Below are 24,318 nucleotides of genomic sequence, written 5' to 3' on the forward strand. Positions count from 1 at the left end.
CTATGCTTTATTCTTTACGCTCATGACGTATTTGAGATAGCGCCCTTCCGGAAAGGTGACCGGATAGGGGAAGTCTGTAGACTGCCCAGCCAACCGGATCACCCTGAGCTCGCAATCGCCCTGCAAGGCGCCGCGCCTTAGTTCCTTGAGATAGTCAGCCATATCCATCTTCTGCAGATTGGATGAGGTGATAAGCAGACCACCATCCACCAGAAGACTCGAAGCCAGGGCGACCAGCTCCGAAGTACCCTTGCGGGTGGTGAATCGGCTTTTGCTGGTGGTGGAAAAGCTGGGAGGGTCCATGATGATGATATCGTAATGGGAATCCTGGCGGCGGAGATCCTCCAGAACGACATAACAGTCGCCCGAGATAAAATCGTGCCGCTTGGCATTGAGTCGATTGATACCGAAATTCTCCTTGGCCCAATCAAGGTAAGTCTCCGACACATCGACACTGGTCACTTTTGCGGCGCCGGCCGCCGCCGCAGCCACGGAAAAAGCGCCCGTATAGGCGAAAAGGTTCAGAACCCGTGCCCCCTTGACCCGTCGCATAAGATCAGCCCGATTCTCGCGCTGATCGAGAAAAAGTCCGGTGTTGAGCCCTTCCGCCAAATCGACCAGAAAATTCACGCCATTCTCCAGAACAGCCAATTTACCCTGGACCGGCTCCCCCCAAAGGAGCCGACTCATTTTTTTATTCTCCAGATTGGCGGCAAGATTGCGGGTGTCTTGGGGCCGAGGTTTCTCATAAATTCCGTGGGGATGACAAATCTTTTGCAGGACTTCAGACAGCAGACCCAGATAAGGCTTCCAGCCTCCGCAATATAACTGAATCATGAGGTGGTCCTTATACCGGTCCACGGTGAGTCCAGGCAAAAAATCACCTTCGCCATTGATGAGGCGGTAGGCATTGGTCCCCTCCATGTCGACGTGGCTCTCACGCAGCCGCACAGCCTGAAAGACTCTCCGTTCGAGCCAGTCCCGATCGAGTTTCATGGGATGCCTGGAAAGGACGCGAGCGACAATGCGATCCCCGGGATCACGCATAGCCGTCGCCACAAAACCCCCTTTTTCATCGACCAGGGCGATAATGTCACCAGCACGCCCTGAAGGCCACTTCTTAGTATAGCGGTCTGCAATGATCCAGGGGTGACCTAACTCGACCATTCTCACCGTTTCGGGGCCAACAATGAACCCTGCTTCCTTTGCCACATCGCCTCCTGCCAGATATCGTCAATGAACCTGTCCTCTATATTTGCGCGACATTGTACTGATATCAAAAGAAGGAGCCAAGCCAATTCATCCCAGGCAAATCTTCTTCACCAACCCCCCTCCTTATGCTAAACTTCTGCGCTCGACGACATGAACCAAAAGAGGAGAGGACATGAACGAAGCTCCCAAGACATCCGCTGAAATCCATATCGAACGTCTCATGCAGGAGCTTGATCCCGGTTCAGAGCGCTATCGCGTTTTAGATGTGGCGAAGCGGTTCAAATCGTCCTGGGTTGAATTAGGCGAGCAGCTGCTGCTGGTCAGTCGCGACAAACTCTTCAACCAGTGGGGTTACTCCTCTTTCGAAGAGTACTGTTCTCGTGAGGTCCGGATCAAAAAGCCGACGGCAGAGAAACTCACACAGGCTTACCGCTATCTGGAAAAAGAGGAACCAGCTCTTTTGGCCCGCCAAGGCGAGCTCAAGCCTTTGCCGGATTTTCGCTCCATAGACCTTCTGCGCCAGGCCAGAGAAGAACAAAACTTTCCCCCGGAGGAATACGATGCTCTGCGGGCTGCGGTTATTGAACAGGATCGCAGTCTTCCGACCGTTCGCAAGCAGTTTCGCGATTTTTCCAGCGCCAGAAAAGAGCCTGCTCAAACTCTTGCAGAAAACTGCAGAATGGCCCTCAGCGCGACACGGCGCCTAGCCACCATCCTGCGCGAGGTCCCAGACTTACCCAGCACTCATGATGATAACTTGACACACTTGGCGACAGACCTTGAAAATCGCCTGGCCGTACTTTTACCAACGACAGAATCCTCCTAGCCGGTGATCAACAGGCACCTCGGGCATTTTCTTTTTCACACACGGGGATTTCATTGGATCCAAAGCCCTCAAGTCCCTCAAACAGGCCTTTTCAAGAGCCTTCGTTCATGCTATTCTCCGCCAAATTTTTGCTTTTCGGACAAAATTCCGTTGATCTCTACAGGCGAACGCATCTTGACCTGTTAAAGTTTTTGCAGGGAAACAGAGCTTCATGCTTAGGAGATACTGCCTTCAGATCATGCAAGGGGCCTTGAAAAATCATGAAAAATGACTTCAAAAACAAGGTAAGGGAGCAGTTCGGCAGAACGGCTGAGGGGTATGTCAAAGACCCGGGTTTCGCCCAGGGCAATGACCTTGCTGAAGCGGACCGTCTTCTAAAACCGACGCCTGAGGACATTCTTCTGGATGTCGCCTGCGGTGGGGGCCATACGGCCCTCTACTTTGCTCCCAAGGTTCGCAGCGTGGTTGCTTCCGATCTCACGATGCAGATGCTGAAAAAGGCTCAGGAGTATATCAGCGAAGAAGGTGGTGTTGAAAATGTCACATTTCGTGAAGCGGATGCGGAGGACCTACCCTTTCCAGCAGGGGCCTTTACTCTGCTTACCTGCCGCATCGCACCACACCATTTCCAGGATGTCCCCCGGGCCATAAGGGAATTTTTTCGCGTTTTGCGGCGGGGCGGACGCATGGTCATTATTGACACCCTACTGCCTGACGACCCTGAAGTTGCTCTTTTCTACCAGACCATGGAGAAGATGCGGGATCCGACCCACGTGCAGGCGTATACCCGGTCCCAGTGGGTTCAGATGCTTGAGGAAGCTGGCTTCACCGTCCATGAGACCCTAACCATTCCCAAAACCCATGACTTCCCCGTGTGGGCAAAGCGCGCCGGCTTAGGGAGAACGGGAGTACAGCAACTGAATAAGTTCTTCATTGACGCACCGGCCTCCGTGCACAACTACTTTCAGATTGAGACTTTTGCCGGCGAAGTCGAGTGTTATACCGATCAAAAAATACTCCTATACGCAACCCGTCCAGACAAAAAGTAGTCTATAACCAACACGAGTATCAGATTGCCCCCATGGACCGCCCCTGCGGTCCTTTTTCTTTCTCCCCCCCCCCAAAAAAAACAGGGGTGTCGCGAGACACCCCCATAAAATAACAGACAACTCAGAAACACTTGTTCCTGATGATTACTTGATGCCTGCAGCATCCTCAAGCATAGCCGTGGTAACAGACTTGGGACGCTCGATAGCATAACCGAGAGCGCGGTCCCAAGTGATGTTAGCCAGACAGCCCAGCGCACGACCAACACCGAACAGAACGGTGTAGAAATCATACTCGGTAACGCCATAGTACCACTGGATAACACCGGACTGTGCGTCAACGTTCGGCCAGGGATTCTTGGCCTTGCCATGCTTCAGCAGAACGTCAGGGGCCACTTCAAAGATCATGGAAACCAATTGGAAGAGGGGGTATTCTTTGAGGCCCGGAGTCTTCAGACAGAATTCACGCTGTGAAGTGTAACGGGGATCGGTCTTGCGCAGAACGGCATGGCCGTAACCGGGGATAACCTGTCCACTGTTGAGGGTGTCCCACAGAGCCTTTTCGAGCTCTTCCTTGGTGGGAACTTTGCCGCCCAACTTGTCCATGAAATTCTGAGTCCAGGACAGCACTTCCTGGTTAGCCAGGCCATGCAGAGGGCCAGCCAGGCCATTGATGCCGGCCGCGTAGGAGTAATATGCGTCGGACAGGGCCGAGGCAACCAGGTGAGTCGTATGGGCAGATACGTTGCCGGACTCGTGATCGGAGTGCAGAATGAAGTACATGCGGGCAACGTCATCATAAGGCTTGTCTACGCCCATCATGTGAGCGAAGTTGCCGCCCATATCGAGGCTGGGGTCAGCAGGAATATGGGTGTCGCCTTTGTACTTCATGCGGTAGATGTATGCGGCGATGGGACCGAGTTTCGCCATCAGCTCGCTGGCGTCCTCGTACATGTCTTCCCAGCAGGTCATCTTGTTGAACTTGCCAGCGGCATAGTTTTTCGCGAACACAGAGTCACGCTGCATGGCAACGATGGCAGCGGAGAACATGGCCATCGGGTGAGAGTCGCGGGGAAGAGCACGTAGCACATCGATAACATAGGCGGGGATCTGGGAGCGCTTCTTCCAGTCAGCGACAACTTCCTTGGTCTGCTCCATGGTGGGAACGTCACCAGTCAGCAGCATCCACCAGAAACCTTCGACATAAGGATAGTCAGAACCGGGAACCTTCGGCAGAGCAGCGAAAGTCTCAGGGATGGTCTTGCCACGGAAGCGGATGCCCTCCATGGGATCGAGGTAAGAAATGTCGGTTACAAGACACTTGATGCCGCGAGCGCCACCGATAGCCTGTGAGATGGTAACATCACCCAACTTGACGTCGCCGAATTCCTTGACAAGCCGGGTGGTGCGGGGACGGTGCTCTTCAATCTTCTTGCGCAGAGTCTCCTTCAGTGTGGACATGTTCTCTCTCCTTTAGTGAAATGAAATGCGATGAACCGGACGGTTCACCAACCCAAAAGGCCCCAGACTATTTCAACCGAACCGCCCGAACAGGCGGAAGCAATAAATGGAAGTGACGTTGGCAAAGGTAAGAAGTTGGGATCGGTTTTACCCCTCTTTTTCCTTCATTTTCAAAAAATGTTCTAACAAACTCAAGCAGAGGCTGTCAAGCCAATTCTGTATACAGTATGCCGACCAAGCTAAACACTAGCTTATCTCACTTTGAAGTCAAGAACGGTGCGCGGTTTTTTCTTGCTTTCATCAGTGACCATGATAGTATGCCTAAAATTTATGCAAAAAAACATTTCTTTCTCAAACTTAAAACTGAAAAATAACCTGATTCTGGCCCCCATGGCCGGCATCACTGACCTGGCCTACCGTCTCATCATGAAGGAGTTCGGGGCGGCTCTTGTTTTTACCGAAATGGTGAGCGCCAACGGCCTTATCCGTGACGGGGTTCGCACACGCGAGCTTCTGCGCTCAACTTCCGCAGAGCGGCCACTCGGAATCCAACTCTTCGCCGATTCACCGGATGTGCTGGCTCGCGCTGCCGCCCTGGTCAGCGATGATGGCGAACTTATCGACATCAACATGGGCTGCCCCGTTAAAAAGGTGGTACGTTCTGGGGCTGGCAGTGCCTTGCTGCAAAATCCCATTCTGGTGGGGAAAATTGTGGCTGCTGTTCGCAAGGTGACTCCTTTGCCCCTCACGGTAAAAATCCGTTCCGGCTGGGATCAGCAGTCGATCAACTATCTTGAGGTTGGCCGTATTGCCGAGAACGAAGGCGCTGACGGCCTGGTTCTGCATCCGCGAACCCGCAGCCAAGGGTTTAGTGGGCATTCAGAATGGCAACATATCCGCAAGCTAAAAGAACAATCCAGCATCCCTGTCATCGGCAGCGGCGACATTTTTTCTGCCTCCGACGCCCTCAGCATGCTGGAGATAACGGGCTGCGACGGGCTCATGATTGGGCGGGGGGGCTACGGCAATCCCTGGCTTTTCAGAGAAATTACCGCCGCCCTTGAAGGGAACCCCCTTCCGGCGCCGACGGCGGAAGAGCGTTTGCGGGTCGCCAGCAAGCACCTCGATCTCTTTATCGATCTCTTCGGAAGCTACAGGGCCCTCATGGATATGCGCAAGCATCTGTGCTGGTATGCCCGAGGCCTCAGTGGTGCGGCACATTTTCGCCAGGCCATAAACAAGACGGAAAGCCTTGACGACATGAAAGCTCTTCTGGAGTCGTTTTTAGATACGAACGCTGAAGGAGCCTCCGACTGATATGGGCAGAGACCTGAGACCACCGGAAGATCTTCAGCTTTACCTTCGCATTCTCGAGAGTATCGACCGGGGTGTTATTGCCATAAACCGCCGCGAGCGAATCTCTTTCATCAATCCTGCTGCCCAGGCTTTTGTCGGGCTGTCAGAGCGCCAGGGGCTTGGGCGCCACTACGAACAGATTTTTACTGGCCAGCGCGGCGTTATTCGCCTTATTCAAACGGCCATGCGCGAAGGGCGGTCGATTTCCGATCACGAAAACATTTTCCTCAGCCGACCCGGCATGCCTTCTCTCCCCGTGAGCCTGTCCTGCGCCCCCATCTTTACCCCGCAGGGTGAACAAGATGGCGCCGTACTTATTCTTCGGGATCTCAGTCGGGTCAGGGAACTTGAAGACGCTGTGCGACAGACCGATCGGCTCGGCATGCTTTCGACCCTTGCCGCCGGCCTGGCCCACGAGATTAAAAATCCGCTGGGGGGTATCAAAGGCGCCTCGCAACTTCTAATCATGGAACTGCCCGGGGATAGCCCTCTGCAGGAATATGCCCGGATCATGAACCGCGAGGCGGAAAGAATCAACCGCATTATTGAAGAGCTCATGGACTTGACCTGTCCCCGCTTGCCCGTTCTCGAAGAAGTGAATCTTGCCCAGGTAATCGGAGATATCGTTATTTTTCAGCAGGAGGCCCAAAGGGAAAAGAGCCTTGACATTGTCTTGCGACTCGATCCAAGCATCCCCCCTATCATGGGCGACCATGACCTTCTGACGCAGCTTTTTCTAAATCTGATCAAGAATGCCGCCGAAGCGATTGACGAAAAAGGGCGGATTGAAATCACCACCAGAGTAGCGTCGGACTTCCATCTGACCCAGTCCGGGAAAAAACCGGTTCCCCTGATCGTGGTGGAAGTCACTGATAATGGCAAAGGGATAGCCCCCGATCTGATCGACAAGGTTTTTACCCCTTTTTTCACAACCAAAACCAAAGGTACCGGGCTTGGTCTGGCCACCTGTCAAAAAATCGTAAGACAACACCAGGGATTTCTCAAAGTGGTCAGCACGGCAGGCCAGGGAACAACGTTCATTGTCTCCTTGCCATTTATTCGTCAATCAAAAGAACGCGACGAGGCTGCAAAAGATTTAAACTGACCGGATTGATTAACCTGAAACCGTTGACATCATACAGTAAAAATTCTGGAGAGGAACCATGTCCATTCGCCGTATTCTTGTAGCCGATGATGAAGAAAGTATCCGCTGGGTTCTTTCTAAGGCCCTTTCCAAAAAAGGCCTGACAGTAGACCTCGCCGCCGATGGGCAGGAGGCTCTGACCCTCTTCCGGCAGCATCGTTACGACCTGGCCATCCTTGACATCAAGATGCCTGAAATAGGCGGCCTGGAGCTGCTGACCAGATTCCACGCAGAAAACCCCTCCACCCTGGTCATCATTATGACGGCGGAAAACTCCATGAAAAATGCCGTAGACGCCATGAAGGGAGGTGCCTACGATTACATCACCAAGCCTTTTGACCTGGACGCTCTGGACGCAACAATCATGAAGGCGGAAAAAGCCTCCACCGTGACCGATGAGGTACACCGGCTGCGCGATGAACTCAAAGACCACTATAAAGTCGATCGAACCATCATTGGAAAAAGCCGGGCGATGCAGGAGACCTACAAAGTCCTCGGGAAGATTGCCCCTTCCGATGTGACAGTTCTCATCACTGGAGAGAGCGGCACCGGCAAGGAACTGATGGCCAGGGCCATTCATTTCAACAGCTCCCGACTCGGCAAACCCTTTGTCGCGATCAACTGTGCGGCTATCCCGCGGGATCTCCTGGAAAGCGAGCTTTTCGGTTTCGAGAAAGGAGCCTTTACCGGCGCCGTCGAACGTAAAACCGGGAAGTTCGAACAGGCCAATGGCGGCACTATTTTCCTGGATGAGATCGGCGACATGCCCTTGGACCTGCAGGCAAAGCTGCTCCGCGTCCTCCAGGAAAAAGAAATCACCCGCACGGGGGGAACCTCGCCAATCTCCGTCGATGTGCGTATCGTCGCGGCCACGAACCAGGATCTCAACACCAGGGTTCAGGCCAGGGAATTTCGCGAAGATCTCTTCTACCGACTTAACGTCGTGCCGCTCCACCTGTCACCCTTGCGGGAAAGAAAAGACGACATCCCTCTTCTCGCCGAATTTTTCATCGGGCGCAGCCGCGAAGAGTTCGGGGTGGGCACCCAAGGCTGTACAGCCGAGGCCCTTACCCTTCTGCAAGGCTATAACTGGCCGGGCAATGTGCGAGAGCTTGAAAACGCCATAAAGCGTGCTGTACTGCTATCACCCGACCCTCTGCTTACCCCTGATGACTTCTCCTTTCTCGTCCCCGCCGGCCGGACTGAAGACAATGGCAACTCCCTGGAGACTCTGATCGCCAATAAATTGCGATCCGCCCTGTTTCAGGTCGAAGTCCATGAACTGAATAATCTCTACGAAATGGTCCTACATCAGATGGAAAGACCCCTGATCCGCATCGTGCTGGAAAAATGCCGCGGCAACCAGGTGAAGGCCGCTGATATTCTTGGAATCAACCGCAACACACTAAGGAAAAAGATCCAGACCTTGGAGATTGACATCAAAAAGGAATGAACTTCTGGCTTTACTCTTGTCGTAACAAAGAAAGCCCCCGGAGAACCTGTCTTCCGGGGGCTTTCTTTGCTAGGACAAGGGGAAAATAAGACCTAGGCGCCATCTCCCCTCCTGCTCTGGTTTTCAAAACGGGTGTATTCACCTCGAAAGGTCAGATGCACGGTTCCGATGGGGCCGTTACGCTGCTTTCCAATAACGATTTCAGCATCTTTTTCGTGCCCTTTCTCACAGGAACTGTCCCGCTTTTTACACGCTTCGCAGTAAACCGCCTCCCGGTAAATGAACATGATCACGTCGGCATCCTGCTCTATCGCGCCCGATTCACGCAGATCGGCCATAATAGGACGCTTGTCGGTACGATTTTCAAGTGAGCGGTTGAGCTGGGAGAGCGCGATGACCGGAACATTGAGCTCCTTGGCCAACGCTTTGAGCGAGCGGGATATCTCCGATATTTCCTGTTGGCGATTTTCAGCGTTATGACCACGCATGAGCTGAAGATAGTCGACCACGATAAGGCCAAGACCTTTGTCCGATTTCAACCGGCGGCATTTGGCCCGCAGCTCGAGAATAGAAATAGCGGGAGTATCATCAATGTAGATAGGAGCTTCACTTAGAAAGCCGGCCCCGTTAGTGAGCTTGGGCCAGTCAGATTCCCCCAGGTGTCCTGTACGCAGTCGGCTGGCGTCAACCTTGGCTATGGAGCAAAGCATCCTCTGCACCAACTGCTCCTTACTCATCTCCAGAGAAAAGACGATCGAAGGTGTTACCGTCTTGGCATGAACCGCGGCATTCTCAACCAGGTTGAGGACAAAAGCGGTCTTCCCCATGGAAGGACGCGCCGCAATGATAACAAGATCCCCCCCCTGCAGCCCGGCAGTCATCTGGTCTAGGTCCAGAAAGCCTGTAGGAACGCCCGTGACCAGTTCCTTGCGATCGTACAGTTTTTCTATCGCCTTGAAGGTGTCCTTGAGAATTTCTTTGGTCGAGAAATAGGACGGCCGGGTCTTCATCCCGGTAATGTCGAAAATGGATTTCTCCGCCCAGTCGAGGGTAGACTCCATGTCTCCGCCCTCATAGCCACGAGTGGCTATTTCGGTAGCCACTTCGATGAGATGACGGGCCATGGCTTTTTCTTTGACCAGGCGGCAGTAATAGATAATGTTGGCCGCAGTGGGGACGTAATCCACCAGGGTTGCGAGATAAGTGGCCCCGCCAACGGCATCAAGCTCGCCATTTTGCTGGAGAGCGGCGCTGAGAGTAACCAGATCGGCTGGCTCACCGCGCTCAGAGAGCTCGATCAGGGTTTTGAATATCTTGCGATGGCTTTCCCGATAAAAATCCTCGGGGACAAGAATCTCCAACGCTTTGTTAAGCGCCTGGTTTTCGAGGAGTATGCCACCGAGAACGGACATTTCCCCTTCGAGATATTGAGGGGGAAGCCGATGAGACGGTAATTTATCCATTCATCAACACCGGGTCGCAGGTGATAAGGAAAAAAGAAAGGGGAAGGAACCGCCGTTCCCTCCCCTTTTAGAGGACGTTCTACTCGGCAGCGACAACGTTGACCTTGATATTGGCTACAACGCCGGCCTGCAATTTCACAGGCACCTCATGGGTTCCGAGAGTTTTGATCGGCTCGTCGAGCTGGATCTTCTTGCGATCAATCTCAATCCCGGCATCTTTGAGTTTACCTTCAATTTCCATCGTGGTGACGGCGCCGTAAAGCTTGCCTTCCTCGCCGGCCCGGTGGCTGATTACACAAGTTACCGCCTCAATTTTCCCCTTAAGGAGATTGGCAGCATCGGTGATTTTTTCCATCTTGCGTGCCATCTGACGTTTCTGATGCTCGAGTTCCTTGATGTTACGGGTGTTGGCTTCCATGGCCAGCCCCCGGGGCACCAGATAGTTGCGAGCATAACCGGGCTTTACCTTGACCAGGTCACCAATATTGCCCAGGTTCTCTACATTCTCTGTAAGGATGATTTCCATCGATCTCCTCCTGAAAAGGATCTACGTTTCTTTAATTTTGGGTTTTCTGAAATCCGCCCATAAATCGAAAATTCCAAAGCCGGTGACAACCATAGGCAATGGGTTGAGAAAAAAAATAAGAAGATACCCCACAACCCTGAAACCGGCTGAAATATTCTTCCGGATGAAAAAGTAGCTGACTATGGCCAATCCCTGTAAAAAATAGATTGGCAGTACAACCGCAAGCACGTTGAGAGAGACAACATCAGCAAGCCCATCGAAAAGCAGCATGCCAAAACCCCCTCCGATCAAAAACCAGACCAGAAACGGGGGAGCCTTCCATTGATGAAAAGGCAAACCAGCAATGGTGTATCGTCCGCCCGCAAATCGCGAGAGAAGAAAAACCACCAACAGCAAAATTCCCCAAGTTACGGTGATGGCAAGAGCCGGGTAAGCCTGCAGAAGAAAGTCTGCCAGGCTCTGGAGCATCTGTTCGAGCTCTGCTGCCTGTTGGGCTGAAACGTCCGACTGCTGGTATATGTGCAGAGCCTGGTCGACCTCTTTTTGTACATAGTCGGCAGCCATCTGCTTAACTGAAATACCTTTACTGCCCGCATAGAGCCCCAGGGCCATGGCTGCAAGAACAACAAGACCCAGGGTCGTTACCGCCACAGCCCGGTCCCACGCCCAGAATCGGCGCAAGAGAAAGGGTAACACAAACGAGGCCAGGCCAAACTGCAAGAGATATCCCAACGAGCCGGCGGGGTCCCCGGTAACTGCCAGCAGGATTGTTGAGGCAGCGACAATACCTCCCCCCAGCAGAGCCCCGAACCGCATGTGGACATAGGCCGCGGGAAATGGTACCAGCAGGGTCAACAGTACACCACCTGCACCCAGGGCCGAGGAGACCATCTGCAAAAGGATGGTAAGAACGATGCTCCCGAAAAAAAAGAGACCGCGCTGTCCCATGTCAACGCTCTCGTCCAGTTTCCCTGCTCTGCACCTTAATCAATGGCGTGTCCGGCCGTGAAGGGCAGCAGAGCGATATTACGAGCCCGTTTGATGGCTTCACATACCTTGCGCTGATGCTCGGCGCAGTTGCCCGAAATCCTCCGGGGCACAATTTTACCGCGTTCAGAAATAAAATAACGCAGGGTGCGAATTTCCTTGTAATTAATTTTCATGGTCTTGTCGGCACAAAAACGACAGCCCTTACGACGAACAAAGCGTCTTCTCGGTGCCCCTGCACCAGCAGGTTTTCTCCCAGCGGGTTTTTCAAAAGCCATTTATTTATATCCTCCGTATTGATAGTCAAGTTGTCTGTTCGAGAGAATTATTCTGATTCTTCTTCCTGGTCGGCTGCTGCGTCGACATCTTGCGCGTCGGCAGGAACAGAGGCTTCAAAACCTTTTTCCAGATACACCGTCTGAAACTTCATGATGTTCTCATCAATCCGCATGCGGCGCTCGAACTCCTTGATGACTTCGGGCCGGGCCTCGAATACAGTCAGAACATAACTCCCACGGGTTTGTTTCTTGATGGGATAGGCCATTTTACGGACACCCCACTCATCAACTTTTATGATGTTGGCGCCCTGTTCGGTCAGGACCCCCTTAAACTTGTCAACGATCGCGGTATAAGCATCACCGGTCGTTTCGGGGTTGACGATGTAGATCGCTTCATAGGTACGCATTTATGTTACCTCCTCTTGGGTTATATAGCCCCGGAACCGATCCGGAGCAAGGAGCGGACACCACAATGGCATCCGATCTTGGACAAACAGAATTCATATCACAGATCGAAATGCTTTTCAATCTTTAAGCACGTCAGACATTAAATCGAAAGTGCATAATATCGCCATCCCTGACGACGTATTCCTTGCCTTCCAGCCGCATCAACCCCTTCTCTTTAGCACCAGCCTCGCCACCGGAGGCAATAAAGTCATTAAAAGCAGTGACCTCAGCCCGGATAAACCCCTTCTCAAAGTCGGTGTGAATAACACCCGCAGCACCAGGGGCCTTGGTTCCGGCAGGAATAGTCCAGGCACGAACCTCTTTGACGCCAGCTGTGAAATAGGTAATCAGGCCGAGCAACTGATAGCCAGCGGAAATCATGCGATCAAGCCCAGGCTCAGAAAGACCCATTTCGCTAAGAAAGTCGGTCTTCTCATCGGCATCGAGTTCGGCGATTTCCGCCTCGATCTTGCCACATATCATAACCATCTCTGCCTGTTGTGCCGTTGCAAAGTGGCGCAGCTTTTCGACAAAAGGATGCTGCCCCTGCAGATCGTCTTCCCCCACATTGGCCACATAGAGGACAGGTTTCGCGGTGATCAGGTGCAGATCCCTGAGAATGCGTCTTTCCTCGGGGGAAAGGTCGGTCGCCCTGGCCGGCTGGCCGCCATTGAGCGTCTCCTGAACCTTCCTCAACACGGCCAACTCTTCCTGCATTTTCTTGTCGCCGCTTTTGGCCTGCTTTTCGGTGCGGGAAATTCGTTTCTCCACTGAATCGAGATCGGCCAGATTCAACTCGGTCTGTATGACCTCGACATCCCTCAGAGGATCAACGGAGCCATCCACATGAACGACGTTGTCGTCTTCAAAACAACGCACGATATGCGCGATAGCATCGACCTGGCGGATATGCCCAAGGAACTGATTCCCCAGCCCCTCACCTCGGCTGGCGCCCTTGACAAGGCCGGCAATGTCGACGAACTCCATCGTAGTCGGCACAACGCGCTCAGGATGAACGATGCTAGCCAATTTATCCAGGCGGGCGTCAGGGACACTCACGACGCCCACGTTGGGCTCAATGGTGCAGAAAGGATAATTGGCCGATTCTGCCCCTGCCGAAGTGATGGCGTTGAAAATGGTGGATTTGCCTACATTGGGCAACCCGACAATACCGCACTTAAAACCCATGTTTTACCTTCTCACTATAAAAGAAGATAGCCGGGCGTTAAGTCCCGGCTATCCGTGTTTAACCGATGGGCGTATGGCCCGAGTTTATACGAGCAAAGGTGCGATAACCAGAGCAACAACGCTCATGAGCTTGATGAGGATGTTCATAGCCGGGCCCGAAGTATCTTTGAATGGGTCGCCAACGGTGTCACCGACGACGGCTGCCTTATGAGCCTCGCCACCTTTTTTCTCGCCGGCAAGTTCGCCTTTTTCGATGTATTTCTTGGCATTATCCCAAGCACCACCGCCATTGGACATCATCAGGGCCAGCAGAACACCGGCCACCGTGGCACCAGCCAGCATGCCTCCGAGAGCCTCAGCCCCGAGGACAAAGCCAATAACCACAGGAGCGACAACGGCGACAACGCCGGGCAGGATCATCTCTTTCAGGGCCGCACGAGCAGAAATATCGACGCATTTTTCGGGCTCGGGCTTGACGCCGGGCTTGCCTTCAAGCAGACCGGGAATCTCCCGGAACTGGCGACGGATTTCATCGACCATCTTGCCGGCAGCACGACCGACACTTGTCATAGTGAGGGCGCCAATGAAGAAAGGCAGCGCGCCCCCGATAAGCATACCGATAACCGTCAAAGGATTGATCAGGTTGATTGAGGTAAGCCCAACCGTGGTGGCATAAGCAGAGAAGAGGGCCAGGGCCGTCAAGGCCGCCGAGCCAATAGCGAAACCCTTGCCGATGGCGGCCGTGGTGTTGCCGATAGCATCGAGACCATCGGTTATCTTGCGAACGTCAGGGCCAAGAGCGGCCATCTCGGAAATACCACCAGCGTTATCGGCGATGGGGCCATAGGCATCGACGGTCATGGTCACACCAACCGTGGCCAGCATGCCGACAGCGGCGATCCCAATGCCGTAGAGACCAGCAAAATAATTGGCCACAAAAATGCTGACCGCAATGATAATGATGGGAGCCGCGGTGCTCTCCAGACCGACCGCCAAGCCATGAATGATGTTGGTGGCCGGACCGGTCTTGCTGGCCTCGGCAATGCGGGCGACCGGAGTGGAAGCAGTATAGTATTCGGTGATCTGGCCGATGGCAATACCCGCCAAGGTGCCGGCGAGGATAGCCCAAAAGACACCATTGGAGATATGCAGCCCCCTGACGATAAAGAAGGCGGCCACGAGGAAACCACCGGCAGCGACGAAAGTCGTGTAGTGCAGAGCCTTGGCGGGATCCATGGACTTGAGCACCTTCATCGAGCCGATACCGATGATAGAGAAGATCAGGCCGACCATAGCCAGAGCCAAGGGCAGCAACATGGCATTGGCCTGAATGACGCTGAGTTCGACACCGGGGACCGAAAGGTGCGTCAGCAGTTCGGTGCTGGCCGCTGCAGCGATAGCGATGGTGGCGATGATGGAGCCGACGTAAGATTCAAAAATATCGGCGCCCATGCCAGCGGTGTCACCAACGCAGTCACCGACATTGTCAGCAATGACGCCAGGGTTACGGGGGTCATCTTCGGGGATACCGGCTTCGACTTTGCCGACCAGGTCGGCGCCGACGTCAGCTGCCTTGGTATAAATGCCGCCGCCCACGCGGGCGAACAGGGCGATAGAAGAGGCACCCATGGCGAAACCGTTAATGTATCGGGCGTGCTCAGGATCGCCAAAAAGAATGAAGGCAATGCCGACGCCGACAAGGCCGAGAGAGGCAACGGACATACCCATAACAGCGCCACCGTTAAAGGAAACCTCCAGAGCCTTGGCCTGGCCCGACTGACGAGCCGCCTCGGTCGTACGAACGTTGGCGCGGGTGGCGGCCTTCATTCCGATAAAACCGCAGATCATGGAGCAGACGGCGCCGCCAAGGAAGGCAAAAGCGGTCTGCGGCCCCATGCCGGCAAAAATAAGGAAAAAAACCACCACGATAAAAATAGCGAGAACCTTGTACTCCCTGCGCAGGAAGGCCATGGCGCCAGCATGAATCGCTTCAGAAATTTCCTTCATCTTTTCGTTGCCTACCGGCTCCTTTTTAACCAGGACATACAGCACGATAGCAATGACGAAACCGATCACCCCAAGAATGGGTGCATACATTTGCAGTTCCATGTTGTCTCGTTCCCTCTCTTTCCTCTGATTTTAATTTCGAGTATCTCGACTATTGAATTCGTTCATGGCCCGCTCTGTTCCTTTTTCGAGAACAGCTTCCACGGCCATGGCCGCATTTTCAAGGACTTCGTCCAAACCCTGGCGCTCGGTCGGTGAGAAAGGACTGAGCACGTAACCGGCGACATCACCACCAGGGACCGGCCTGCCGACCCCAACCTTGACCCGGACGAAATCACCCGTGCCAAGAACCTGTCTAATGTGACGAATGCCGTTGTGGCCGCCGTGCCCTCCCCCTTGCTTAATCTTGAGGGCGCCAAAAGGCAGATCAATGTCGTCGTGTACCACAATCAAATCCCCCGGTTCGGCACCGAGGGATCTGCAGGCGGAACCCACGCTGGCTCCACTGAGGTTCATATAGGTCTGGGGGAGAAGCAGGGTAACTTCCTCCCCAGCGACGCGGCCCGTAGCGTAAATCGCTTGGTGGCCACTCTTTTTAAGTGACATACTGGCTCGTTCGGCGACCTTCTGAACGACGAGAAATCCAATATTGTGTCTTGTTCCGGCATATTTACTGCCGGGATTTCCCAACCCAGCCACCAACTTCAAGATCAGGCCTCTTCTCCTGCCTCTTCAGCGGTGCCCTCTTCTTCTTCAGCCTTGCGGCCTGTCACCGTGATCACTGTGAAATTAACGTCATGGGGAACCTGAATCCCCTCGGGGAGCACCAGGTCTTCGACGTGAAAAACATCACCGATTTTCATATCGGTTACATCGACCTCAATCGCCGTGGGGATAGCGGAGGGAAGACAGTACACTTCCAGTTCATGGCGAATGATCTGCAGGTTGCCGCCCTCTTTTTCACCCTTGGACTTCCCGACAGGATGAACAGGAACCATAACATGGGTCTTCTTGCCCATCTCAATCGTCTGGAAGTCGGCATGCATCATATCCCGACGGATAGGATCGACCTGAAGATCCTTCAGGATAACGACCTTGCCTTCGACTGCAGGTATCCCCTTGAGAGAAATAAGGGTATTCCAGCCGGATTCGGTCGCCATGGCCTCCCGTAGAGCCTTGGGCTCAACCGTCACAGCACAGGGCTCCATATCTTTTCCATAGACGACAGCGGGAATAAGCTCCTGCCGGCGAAGACTACGTGCTCCACCCTTTCCGATTCTTTCACGTGCAGAGACCACCAGTTCCGTATTTGCCATTGATTGTTCCTCCATAAATTCGGGCTGCTCGCGGGCAGCCAAACTAACTATCTAAATTGTTGACCGATCTAAACAAACAACGAACTGACCGACTCATCGCCATGAATGCGGCGAATGGATTCGGCCAGGATTTCCGCCACGGAGAGAACGCGGAGCTTCGAGCAGGCCGACAGCTTGTCCTGAACGGGAATGGTGTTGGTTACCACCACCTCCTCGAGGCAGCTGTCGTTGATTCGCTCAAGGGCAGGCCCGGACAGAACAGCATGAGTGGCGCAGGCATAGACGGCTGCAGCGCCTTTCTCTTTCAAGGCCTGGGCCGCCTGGCAAAGGGTTCCAGCCGTATCGATCATATCGTCAACAATAATGCAGGCCTCCCCTTTGACATCGCCAATGATGTGCATAACTTCGGAGACATTGGGTCCACTGCGGCGCTTGTCGATGATGGCCAGCCCGGCATCGAGCCTTTTGGCGTACGCCCTGGCTCTTTCGGTCCCCCCCGCATCAGGAGATACAACCACAACACGACCGGGAAAACGGGAGCAGACATCCGCAAGGATAACCGGAGCGGCGTAGAGATGATCAACGGGAATATTGAAAAAACCCTGAATCTGGCCAGCGTGCAGGTCCATCGTCAGCACACGATCGGCGCCAGCCGTACTGATCAGATCCGCGACCAGTTTGCTGGTGATTGGTGTTCGCGGAGCGACCTTGCGATCCTGACGGGCATAGCCAAAATAGGGCACCACCGCCGTAATCCTGGCTGCCGATGCCCTTTTGAGGGCATCCATCATGATCAGAAGCTCCATGATATTGTGGTTGGATGGTGCACAGGTTGACTGAACGACATAGACGTCTCTGCCGCGTACATTCTCGCCGACCTCAACCATGATCTCCCCGTCAGAAAAAGTCCTGACTTTGGCATTACCAAGAGGTACGGCCAATTGGCCGCAGATCTCACGGGCCAAAGGGATATTGGCATTGCCGGAAAATATCTTCAGTTTGTCCACCATGGACCCCCACTGCTAGCTTGGAAAAAGTTGAAGGCCATGGAGAACCATGACCTAACCGAAAAAAGAAGTGATATCGGATATCTGAAGCTCTCAAACCAGACAAGCGCCTGAGGGCTGATAGGTTAGTGGCTGGGGCGCCAGGATTCGAACCTGGGAATGCCGGAATCAAAATCCGGTGCCTTACCGCTTGGCGACGCCCCATCAAAAAACGTGCTAAATTCCCCTACTGAATCACCTACACAGGCCGTACAACCTCGGCCCGCCAGGTCTCGCGCTCACGGCCGATCTTCCCGCAAGCTGCCTCAGCCTCTTCCTGACTCTGGAAGACCCCGAAGACCGTCGGACCGCTACCCGACATCAACACAGCGCAAGCTCCCAGCTCGGAGAGCCGTGCTTTGGCCTGCCCGACCTCCGGGTACCTCGACATGGTCACCCGTTCAAGATCATTGAGGATAAAAGACTTGAAATCCTGGGCCGTTTTGGGAAACCCGGGTAATCTATACTCATCCACATAGCTTGTCAACCCCAAATTTTGGTAAACCCAGGCCGTAGAAACAGCCACTCCGGGATTGACCAAAACATACCAGACAGGTGGCAGCGACACCGGAAGAGGTTGCAGAACATCTCCGACTCCCCGGGCGATCGCCGGTTGTCCATACAGAAAAAACGGTACATCGGCCCCCAGGGAAGCCCCTATCGCCATGAGCTCATCGCGGGTCAAACCGGCAGCCAACATATCGTTCAGCCCAAGCAGGACCGTTGCCGCATCAGAAGACCCTCCACCGAGGCCCGCCGCCACCGGAATATTCTTCTCGACAAGCAGATCAACCCCCACCCTTTTTTTGAGGCGCCCAAGCAGAGCCTCGGCAGCCCTGGCCGCAATATTTTCGGTACCCGGCAAAAGGTCGACCCCCGGACAGGCCACTCTTACGCCACACCTCTCCGACAGGGATATTTCGATGCGATCGTACAGAGAGACACACTGCATGACCATGCAAAGATCGTGGTAGCCATCCTCGCGCTTGCCGAGAACCTGCAGACGCAAATTGATTTTTGCCGGAGCTTGAAAAACTCGCCTCACAATCCCCCCTCGGAAGCCGTTTTTGCCAAACAACGCATCATTTGCGATGATTCAACAAAAGTCAAGCCGCCATTTTCCCAGGAAACGCCATTCTGGCGGGCCAAAAACGACCACATGTGGCCGTTTTTGGCCAAAACACTACCAGGGGGACCTCAGAAAACTTTGTTGCAAACTCTCGCTTCTCCCTGCGACAGAACCGCTCGACCCAAAATACAAACACTTTTTTAAAATGGCACAATACTAGCAGTCGCCTTTCAGCCCTATCGGACTGGCCACCTGCCCTTGCACGAAGTCCCCAAAGGGAAATCCTGCATTCTTGCCAGCACTAAATGATTGCAAAACATCAGTTCCCGTGTATATTTAATCCACCTTGAGACTTGGTTTTTCCTTGAAAACAGCCCCCAGTTTCCAGGATCAGAATATTGTTTTCATTTAACCCCCAACATCGTACAGGAGGAAAGAACATGATCAAGACAGCAAGGTTAATGTCCCTTACGCTTTCAGCTCTGCTTGTAGCGGCCATGACACTGGTTCCCAATATCGGTCACGCCCAGAAAACACGTCTGGCTTTCTCCGGTGGTCCCGACGGCGGTACATTCCAGTACTTTTCCAACGGCATCGCCACCCGTCTCTCCAAAACTATTCCGAACGTTGAAGTCTCCAACATGGCTTCGGCCGGCTCCGTGGAAAACGTCCGCCGCGTCAACTCCGGCGAGGCCGATTTCGGCATCGCTTACTCAGGAGACACCTACCTGGCCCGTACCGGCCAGCTGCCCAAAGATACCCGCAAGTACGAAAACGTCCATGCCCTGGCCTATCTTTACGGCGCCCCTGCGCACCTTATCGTACTTGACGGCAGCGGCATCAACGCGGTCAGCGACCTCGCCGGCAAGCGTGTTGCCGTAGGTGGGGCAGGTTCCGGTGCCGCGGCTTCGGCCCAGCGCTACTTCGAGACGCTTGGACTGTGGGACAAGATGAATGTCGAGTTCATCGGCTACAGCAAGGCCGCTTCGGCACTCGGTGACAAGCTCATCGACGCCATGTGGGTTTTCGCCGGCTTCCCAAACTCTTCGGTCATCCAGGCCGCTGCCAGCAACAAAATCAAAGTTCTCAGTCTTTATGAGGCGGGCGAAAAAGGCGGCGTCTTCAAGAAGTATCCCTTCTACGCCCCAGTCACCATTCCCGCCGGCACCTACAGCGGCATCGATTATGACGTCAAAACATTCCAGGATTCCGCCCTCTGGGTGGCCGGCAAACATGTCGACAGCAATGTCATTTATCAAGTGACCAAAGACATCTTCACCCCCGAAGGGCTTTCCTACCTGGTCAAAGTGAAGAGCACCGCCAAAGCCATGAGCGTTGAAGGAGCCCTTACCGGCATCGTAACGCCTGTGCATGAAGGCGCTGAAAAGCTCTGGAAAGAAAAGGGCCTGGCCCTGACCCCCGAGCAGACTGCCCGCTAAAACCCAGGAAGTCTGAAAGCCTGCATAAGACACGACCATCTGGAAGCGGGGCTGACCATTCGGCCCCGCTTTCCATCTGCCCGCACCCTAGCCTTTTCTAGAGAGCCTGTATGTCGGAAGAAAAAAACAAAGAACTGGAAGAACTGGAAAATCTGAGCCCAGAGGAACAGGAAAAGCTGAAAAAGCTCATGGAGAAGGACGCCAAGTCCTACCGCTCTCCCACAGGCTTTTTCAAAGGGCTGGTAGCCCTGCTGGGCGCGGGCATGGTCATTTTCTATTTCTACACCGCCGGCCTGGCGGCGGTAGCGACCCAGTACCATCGAGGGGTCTACGTCTTTGCCACCTACGTGCTGGTGTTCCTGCTTTACCCGGCGGGCAAGGTAAAAATCCGCGCTCTCCTTACGGCGGTTCTGTCCATCATCCTTTCCATGCTAGGGACCGCACTCCTTTTCTTTTCCGACATGGCGGCTTTTCACGAACGCCTGCTGGAGATAGGGGACCGCTACGGCTCCGGGGGGCTTGGCGGAGCCATCGCATCGGCAGCCGGGTTGTGGCAGGTCGCCCTCGGTGCCGTGCTGATATTCGCCCTGGTCATGATCGGCGATCGTCTTATCATGCGCCGCTCCGGCAACAACCCGACGATTTCTGACATCCTCTTCGCCCTGCTCTCGGCGGCCGTGGTCTATTACTGGATGCACGAGTTCGAAAACCTCAATTACCGGGCTGGTGCGGAGAATGAGTTGGACGCCATGGTCAGTATTGTCGGCGTCTTTCTCTCCCTGGAAGTCTGCCGCCGCGTTCTCGGCTGGTCCATGACCCTCATCGGCTTAGGCATGATCGTCTACGGCTACTTCGGCCCTTACTTCCCCGACATGCTTTCCCATCGCGGCTTCGGTATCGAGCGTCTGGCCACGGCCCTCTACCTGACCACCAACGGGGTATTCGGCGTCATGGCCAATGTTCTGGCCACCTACGTTATTCTTTTTATCTTTTTCGGTGCTTTCCTGCACAAAAGCGGGGCGGGCAAATTCTTCATCGACCTGCCGCTGGCTATTGCCGGCAACAGCACCGGCGGGCCGGCCAAGGTAGCAGTCATCGCCTCGGCCCTGTTCGGCTCCGTTTCGGGCAGCGCCATCGCCAACACAGTCTCCACCGGCGCCTTCACCATTCCCCTCATGAAACGGGCGGGCTTCAAGCCCCATGTGGCCGGCGCCATTGAACCGGCCGCTTCCATCGGCGGCATGTTCCTGCCGCCGATCATGGGGGCCGGCGGCTTCCTGATGGCTGAACTGACCAACACCTCCTACACCACCATCATGATGATCGCCATCTTCCCTGCCCTGCTTTACTTCTTCTCCGTCTTCTGCATGATCCATTTCGAAGCGAAGAAGCAGGGCCTCAAGGGCATACAGGGCGAAGAGTTTCCCCACTGGAAGGTGGTGCTCAAGCGTGAATGGTATTTCAGTTTGCCGCTGGTCATCATCACGGTGCTGATGATCATGGGCCGCTCTCCCGGTTATTCCGCTTTCTGGGCGACGATCTCATGCGTTGTCATCAGCTGGTTCCGCAAAGAGACCCGCATGGGAATCAAGGAGATCTGGGAGGCCATTCTCACTGGCGCCAACAATACCCTGATTATCGGCGCCACCCTCGGGGTCATCGGTATCATCGTCGGCACCATATCCCTTACCGGCATCGGTCTGAAGTTCTCCGATATCATCATTTCCATGGCCCAGGGGAACCTCATGCTGGCCCTGCTGCTGGTCGCCCTGGCTTCCCTGGTGCTCGGCATGGGGGTTCCAGTGACGGCGGCCTACCTGATCACTGCCGTACTGGCCGTGCCACCCCTGGTGGAGATGGGTGTCCCCGTGATCGCCGCACACATGATCGTCTACTGGCTCAGCCAGGATTCCAACATCACTCCGCCCGTCTGCGTGGCGGCCTACGCTGGCGCGGCCATCGCTGGTTCCGACCCCTGGAAGACCGGGTGGACCAGCTTCAAGTTTGCCAAGCTCCTCTACGTCATGCCGATCCTCTTTGCCTTCACGCCGTCGATCCTGTTCCAGGCCAAGCCGATCAACGTCAAGATGCCGGCAATCCATGCCGAAGTCCCCTTCGCTTCCGTCCTCAAGGTCGATGTCAAGGAAGGGGACGAGTTCGTCAAAGGGGACATTCTGGCAACCGTGCTGGTGGACGACAAGCCTGTGGATATCAAGGCTAAAAAAGACGGCCGCGTCACTCAGATCAAGACGTTTACCGGCGGGCTGGCCAATCCTGGGGACGTGCTGATCGAAGGTGAGATCATCGCCACAAAGACCAAGGTCTTCTCCTCCTTCTTCTCGGCCGTCCTGGGAACCATCGCCTTCTCATCGCTGACCATGTTCTTCTGGATACGCCGCACAAGTATCCCCGAATGGCTGATTCTGGCGGCCGCCACAATCCTGCTTTACTGGCCAACGTTGATTACGGATGCTGTCGGCATAGGCCTTGTGGCCATCGTCTTTATCATGCAGAAGGCTAAAAACAAACGGGAACAGGCGCTGGCCGCCTGAACCGCTGTCTCGCGAGGAACACCATGAAAAGCATCAAGAAAATACTTTATGCAACCGATTTTTCTGAAAGTGCCAACGATGCGGCCGACTATGCGCTGACCCTGGCCAAATTGGCGGGAGCCACCATACATGTTCTGCATGTCATCGGCGAGTTGGTGGACAGCCGCAAAAGCCAGATCCAGCCGGAGGCTTTTGCCATGTTGGAGAAGAATGTGGAGGTGCAAACCGTCAAGGAGATGGAGGACTTCTGTCAAAGCCGTTTTGGCCAACAGATCCCCTATACCTCGGAAGTGGTCATCGGCACGCCTTTTCAGCAGATCATCGAGAAGGCCAGGGCTGTTGGAGCCGATCTGATCGTTATGGGAACGCATGGACGTACCGGCATCGAGCACGTTATTGTGGGCAGCACCGCCGAAAGGGTGGTCAGGCGTTCGAAAATCCCTGTACTGACAGTGCAGCAGCAGGCGAACTGACGTGTCCCCCATCCCCCCGAGGAACTCTGCCATGAGCAAGCGATTTTTTCACCTTTGCAGCCTTTTTGTTCTACTTTCTGCCACCCTGTCCGCCACTCTGGTTCTGGCCGCCCCCCCACAGGTTCGCTTTGTGAGTGGTCCAGCTGGGGGAACCTTTGATGTGGTCGGGGACACGATCACGCGCCTGGTCAACGAGAAAAGCACCGAAATGCACATCAGCCGCAGCATCTCCGCCGGCTCGGTGGAAAATCTGCGCCGCCTCAGCTCCGGCCAGGCCGATTTCGGCATTATCTACGCCGGCGATCTCTTTCTAGCCCAGCAGGGCCGTTTGCCCTATGATGCCCGCACCTATGACAATGTCCTGGTGGCGGCCTATCTCTACAGCGCCCCGGCCCAGATGCTGGTACGTCAGGACAGCGACATTCAGACGGTGGAGGATTTGGTCGGCAAGCGCGTGGCGATCGGCGGGCCTGGCTCCGGTGCTGCCGCAGCCGCCCAGCTCTATCTGACCAGCATCGGCCTGTGGGACCGCATTCGCCCCGACTACACCGGCTATCAGGAGGCGGTCTCTGCCTTGGCACACCGCTATGTCGATGCCATCTGGCTCTTTGCCGCCCTGCCCACGCCGGCGGCGACGCATGCAGGCCAGGCTTTTCCCATTCGGCTGCTCGACCTTCAGGAGGCTGGAGTCAAAGCTGGTTTCTTTACCGACTATCCCTTTTTCGCACCGACCACTATTCCGGCGGGCACCTACCAGGGCATCGACCGTGATATTTCGACCTTTTCCGATCGGGCCCTGTTAGCTGCCGGAGCCCAGGTGCCAGAGGAAGCAGTGCGGGAAGTTTTACGGAAAGTCTTTTCTGGCGAGGGTCTGGACAGGCTGGGCGAGAAAGAACCGAGCCTGGTCGGCCTGAACAAGCAGAAGGGAGTGCAGACCAAGGCAAGACCGCTGCATCCTGGTGCCATGACTTTCTGGAAAGAGCAGGGTTTGCAGATATCGGCGCCTTGACTTCTTTTCAGGTTGACGTT

At 54.6% G+C, this 24,318-nt stretch carries 22 protein-coding genes and 2 tRNA genes; 10 read left to right on the forward strand and 14 right to left on the reverse strand.

From position 1 onward, the window contains the following. Positions 1-1,212, reverse strand: coding sequence for a class I SAM-dependent rRNA methyltransferase (locus AOP6_RS10685; protein ID WP_213194565.1), 1,212 nt, complete (start codon positions 1,210-1,212; stop codon positions 1-3). A gap of 172 nt (positions 1,213-1,384) precedes the next feature. Here AOP6_RS10685 and AOP6_RS10690 point away from each other — a divergent pair, with 172 nt between their 5' ends. Next, positions 1,385-2,038: a hypothetical protein gene (locus AOP6_RS10690; RefSeq protein ID WP_155876721.1), complete on the forward strand. Its 654-nt coding sequence runs from the start codon at positions 1,385-1,387 to the stop codon at positions 2,036-2,038. A 260-nt stretch (positions 2,039-2,298) separates the two neighbouring features. Beyond that, entirely contained in the window at positions 2,299-3,087 is a 789-nt protein-coding gene (locus AOP6_RS10695) for a methyltransferase domain-containing protein (protein WP_155876722.1), read from the forward strand. 144 nt (positions 3,088-3,231) lie between these two features. Here the strand turns inward: AOP6_RS10695 and AOP6_RS10700 are convergent, their stop codons facing one another. Further along, positions 3,232-4,545, reverse strand: coding sequence for a citrate (Si)-synthase (locus tag AOP6_RS10700; RefSeq protein ID WP_155876723.1), 1,314 nt, complete (start codon positions 4,543-4,545; stop codon positions 3,232-3,234). A 330-nt stretch (positions 4,546-4,875) separates the two neighbouring features. Here AOP6_RS10700 and dusB point away from each other — a divergent pair, with 330 nt between their 5' ends. From dusB to AOP6_RS10715, 3 genes are read left to right on the forward strand one after another with little or no spacing between them, the layout of a single operon-like run. Then, the gene (dusB, locus tag AOP6_RS10705; protein ID WP_155876724.1) at positions 4,876-5,862 is read left to right on the forward strand and encodes a tRNA dihydrouridine synthase DusB; all 987 of its coding nucleotides are present in this window, start codon (positions 4,876-4,878) and stop codon (positions 5,860-5,862) included. Between the two features lies 1 nt (position 5,863). After that, the gene (locus AOP6_RS10710; protein ID WP_155876725.1) at positions 5,864-7,006 is read left to right on the forward strand and encodes an ATP-binding protein; all 1,143 of its coding nucleotides are present in this window, start codon (positions 5,864-5,866) and stop codon (positions 7,004-7,006) included. A gap of 58 nt (positions 7,007-7,064) precedes the next feature. Continuing rightward, complete coding sequence (locus tag AOP6_RS10715; RefSeq protein WP_155876726.1) at positions 7,065-8,498, forward strand: sigma-54 dependent transcriptional regulator; 1,434 nt, start codon at positions 7,065-7,067, stop codon at positions 8,496-8,498. A 92-nt stretch (positions 8,499-8,590) separates the two neighbouring features. Here the strand turns inward: AOP6_RS10715 and dnaB are convergent, their stop codons facing one another. The 10 genes from dnaB to AOP6_RS10765 all read right to left on the reverse strand — a co-directional run bounded on the left by dnaB (position 8,591) and on the right by AOP6_RS10765 (position 17,720). Then, complete coding sequence (gene dnaB / locus AOP6_RS10720; protein WP_155876727.1) at positions 8,591-9,961, reverse strand: replicative DNA helicase; 1,371 nt, start codon at positions 9,959-9,961, stop codon at positions 8,591-8,593. 79 nt (positions 9,962-10,040) lie between these two features. Next, positions 10,041-10,487 carry a 50S ribosomal protein L9 gene (rplI, locus tag AOP6_RS10725; RefSeq protein ID WP_155876728.1) on the reverse strand — a complete coding sequence of 149 codons (447 nt, stop codon included), beginning with the start codon at positions 10,485-10,487 and terminating at the stop codon, positions 10,041-10,043. A 21-nt stretch (positions 10,488-10,508) separates the two neighbouring features. Then, positions 10,509-11,435 carry a YybS family protein gene (locus AOP6_RS10730; protein WP_155876729.1) on the reverse strand — a complete coding sequence of 309 codons (927 nt, stop codon included), beginning with the start codon at positions 11,433-11,435 and terminating at the stop codon, positions 10,509-10,511. Between the two features lie 35 nt (positions 11,436-11,470). Further along, complete coding sequence (gene rpsR, locus AOP6_RS10735; RefSeq protein ID WP_155876730.1) at positions 11,471-11,752, reverse strand: 30S ribosomal protein S18; 282 nt, start codon at positions 11,750-11,752, stop codon at positions 11,471-11,473. A gap of 47 nt (positions 11,753-11,799) precedes the next feature. Next, positions 11,800-12,159, reverse strand: coding sequence for a 30S ribosomal protein S6 (gene rpsF / locus AOP6_RS10740; RefSeq protein WP_155876731.1), 360 nt, complete (start codon positions 12,157-12,159; stop codon positions 11,800-11,802). A gap of 133 nt (positions 12,160-12,292) precedes the next feature. Further along, a complete protein-coding gene (gene ychF, locus AOP6_RS10745; protein WP_155876732.1) occupies positions 12,293-13,387 on the reverse strand; it encodes a redox-regulated ATPase YchF in 1,095 nt (364 codons plus the stop codon). Positions 13,388-13,471: 84 nt separating this feature from the next. Next, a complete protein-coding gene (locus tag AOP6_RS10750) occupies positions 13,472-15,496 on the reverse strand; it encodes a sodium-translocating pyrophosphatase (RefSeq protein ID WP_155876733.1) in 2,025 nt (674 codons plus the stop codon). A 30-nt stretch (positions 15,497-15,526) separates the two neighbouring features. Continuing rightward, positions 15,527-16,093, reverse strand: coding sequence for an aminoacyl-tRNA hydrolase (pth, locus tag AOP6_RS10755; protein WP_225897385.1), 567 nt, complete (start codon positions 16,091-16,093; stop codon positions 15,527-15,529). A gap of 11 nt (positions 16,094-16,104) precedes the next feature. Next, positions 16,105-16,710 (reverse strand): 50S ribosomal protein L25/general stress protein Ctc, encoded by a 606-nt coding sequence (locus tag AOP6_RS10760; protein WP_155876735.1) that lies wholly within the window; start codon positions 16,708-16,710, stop codon positions 16,105-16,107. Positions 16,711-16,778: 68 nt separating this feature from the next. Further along, complete coding sequence (locus tag AOP6_RS10765) at positions 16,779-17,720, reverse strand: ribose-phosphate pyrophosphokinase (RefSeq protein ID WP_155876736.1); 942 nt, start codon at positions 17,718-17,720, stop codon at positions 16,779-16,781. 111 nt (positions 17,721-17,831) lie between these two features. Between AOP6_RS10765 and AOP6_RS10770 the strand changes: the two genes are divergently transcribed. Then, positions 17,832-17,902: transfer RNA gene (locus tag AOP6_RS10770), tRNA-Arg, on the forward strand. Here the strand turns inward: AOP6_RS10770 and AOP6_RS10775 are convergent. Then, positions 17,847-17,921, reverse strand: a tRNA-Gln gene (locus AOP6_RS10775). The two genes, AOP6_RS10770 and AOP6_RS10775, sit on opposite strands and share 56 nt — an antisense overlap. Positions 17,922-17,955: 34 nt before the next feature. After that, on the reverse strand, positions 17,956-18,801 hold the full coding sequence (ispE, locus tag AOP6_RS10780) for a 4-(cytidine 5'-diphospho)-2-C-methyl-D-erythritol kinase (RefSeq protein ID WP_155876737.1): 846 nt from the start codon (positions 18,799-18,801) through the stop codon (positions 17,956-17,958). 464 nt (positions 18,802-19,265) lie between these two features. Here ispE and AOP6_RS10785 point away from each other — a divergent pair, with 464 nt between their 5' ends. The 4 genes from AOP6_RS10785 (at position 19,266) to AOP6_RS10800 (ending at position 24,298) form a co-directional block, all read left to right on the forward strand. Next, entirely contained in the window at positions 19,266-20,264 is a 999-nt protein-coding gene (locus AOP6_RS10785; RefSeq protein ID WP_155876738.1) for a TAXI family TRAP transporter solute-binding subunit, read from the forward strand. Between the two features lie 110 nt (positions 20,265-20,374). Then, entirely contained in the window at positions 20,375-22,816 is a 2,442-nt protein-coding gene (locus tag AOP6_RS10790; protein ID WP_155876739.1) for a TRAP transporter fused permease subunit, read from the forward strand. A 23-nt stretch (positions 22,817-22,839) separates the two neighbouring features. After that, complete coding sequence (locus AOP6_RS10795; protein WP_155876740.1) at positions 22,840-23,289, forward strand: universal stress protein; 450 nt, start codon at positions 22,840-22,842, stop codon at positions 23,287-23,289. 31 nt (positions 23,290-23,320) lie between these two features. Next, positions 23,321-24,298: a TAXI family TRAP transporter solute-binding subunit gene (locus AOP6_RS10800; RefSeq protein WP_155876741.1), complete on the forward strand. Its 978-nt coding sequence runs from the start codon at positions 23,321-23,323 to the stop codon at positions 24,296-24,298. The last annotated feature ends 20 nt before the right edge of the window (positions 24,299-24,318 follow it).

The organism is Desulfuromonas sp. AOP6 (assembly GCF_009731355.2).
In the GTDB taxonomy this organism is placed as follows: Bacteria; Desulfobacterota; Desulfuromonadia; order Desulfuromonadales; family SZUA-540; genus SZUA-540.

Bases quoted from the DNA above. Each gene is read 5' to 3' on its own strand.
- AOP6_RS10715 (WP_155876726.1), top strand. From the start codon at position 7,065: ATGTCCATTCGCCGTATTCTTGTAGCCGATGATGAAGAAAGTATCCGC.
- AOP6_RS10795 (WP_155876740.1), top strand. From the start codon at position 22,840: ATGAAAAGCATCAAGAAAATACTTTATGCAACCGATTTTTCTGAAAGT.
- AOP6_RS10785 (WP_155876738.1), top strand. From the start codon at position 19,266: ATGATCAAGACAGCAAGGTTAATGTCCCTTACGCTTTCAGCTCTGCTT.
- AOP6_RS10730 (WP_155876729.1), bottom strand. From the start codon at position 11,435: ATGGGACAGCGCGGTCTCTTTTTTTTCGGGAGCATCGTTCTTACCATC.
- AOP6_RS10760 (WP_155876735.1), bottom strand. From the start codon at position 16,710: ATGGCAAATACGGAACTGGTGGTCTCTGCACGTGAAAGAATCGGAAAG.
- AOP6_RS10700 (WP_155876723.1), bottom strand. From the start codon at position 4,545: ATGTCCACACTGAAGGAGACTCTGCGCAAGAAGATTGAAGAGCACCGT.
- AOP6_RS10765 (WP_155876736.1), bottom strand. From the start codon at position 17,720: ATGGTGGACAAACTGAAGATATTTTCCGGCAATGCCAATATCCCTTTG.
- AOP6_RS10690 (WP_155876721.1), top strand. From the start codon at position 1,385: ATGAACGAAGCTCCCAAGACATCCGCTGAAATCCATATCGAACGTCTC.
- dnaB (WP_155876727.1), bottom strand. From the start codon at position 9,961: ATGGATAAATTACCGTCTCATCGGCTTCCCCCTCAATATCTCGAAGGG.
- ychF (WP_155876732.1), bottom strand. From the start codon at position 13,387: ATGGGTTTTAAGTGCGGTATTGTCGGGTTGCCCAATGTAGGCAAATCC.
- AOP6_RS10710 (WP_155876725.1), top strand. From the start codon at position 5,864: ATGGGCAGAGACCTGAGACCACCGGAAGATCTTCAGCTTTACCTTCGC.
- AOP6_RS10790 (WP_155876739.1), top strand. From the start codon at position 20,375: ATGTCGGAAGAAAAAAACAAAGAACTGGAAGAACTGGAAAATCTGAGC.
- AOP6_RS10695 (WP_155876722.1), top strand. From the start codon at position 2,299: ATGAAAAATGACTTCAAAAACAAGGTAAGGGAGCAGTTCGGCAGAACG.
- AOP6_RS10750 (WP_155876733.1), bottom strand. From the start codon at position 15,496: ATGGAACTGCAAATGTATGCACCCATTCTTGGGGTGATCGGTTTCGTC.
- rpsR (WP_155876730.1), bottom strand. From the start codon at position 11,752: ATGGCTTTTGAAAAACCCGCTGGGAGAAAACCTGCTGGTGCAGGGGCA.
- rplI (WP_155876728.1), bottom strand. From the start codon at position 10,487: ATGGAAATCATCCTTACAGAGAATGTAGAGAACCTGGGCAATATTGGT.
- AOP6_RS10800 (WP_155876741.1), top strand. From the start codon at position 23,321: ATGAGCAAGCGATTTTTTCACCTTTGCAGCCTTTTTGTTCTACTTTCT.
- dusB (WP_155876724.1), top strand. From the start codon at position 4,876: ATGCAAAAAAACATTTCTTTCTCAAACTTAAAACTGAAAAATAACCTG.
- rpsF (WP_155876731.1), bottom strand. From the start codon at position 12,159: ATGCGTACCTATGAAGCGATCTACATCGTCAACCCCGAAACGACCGGT.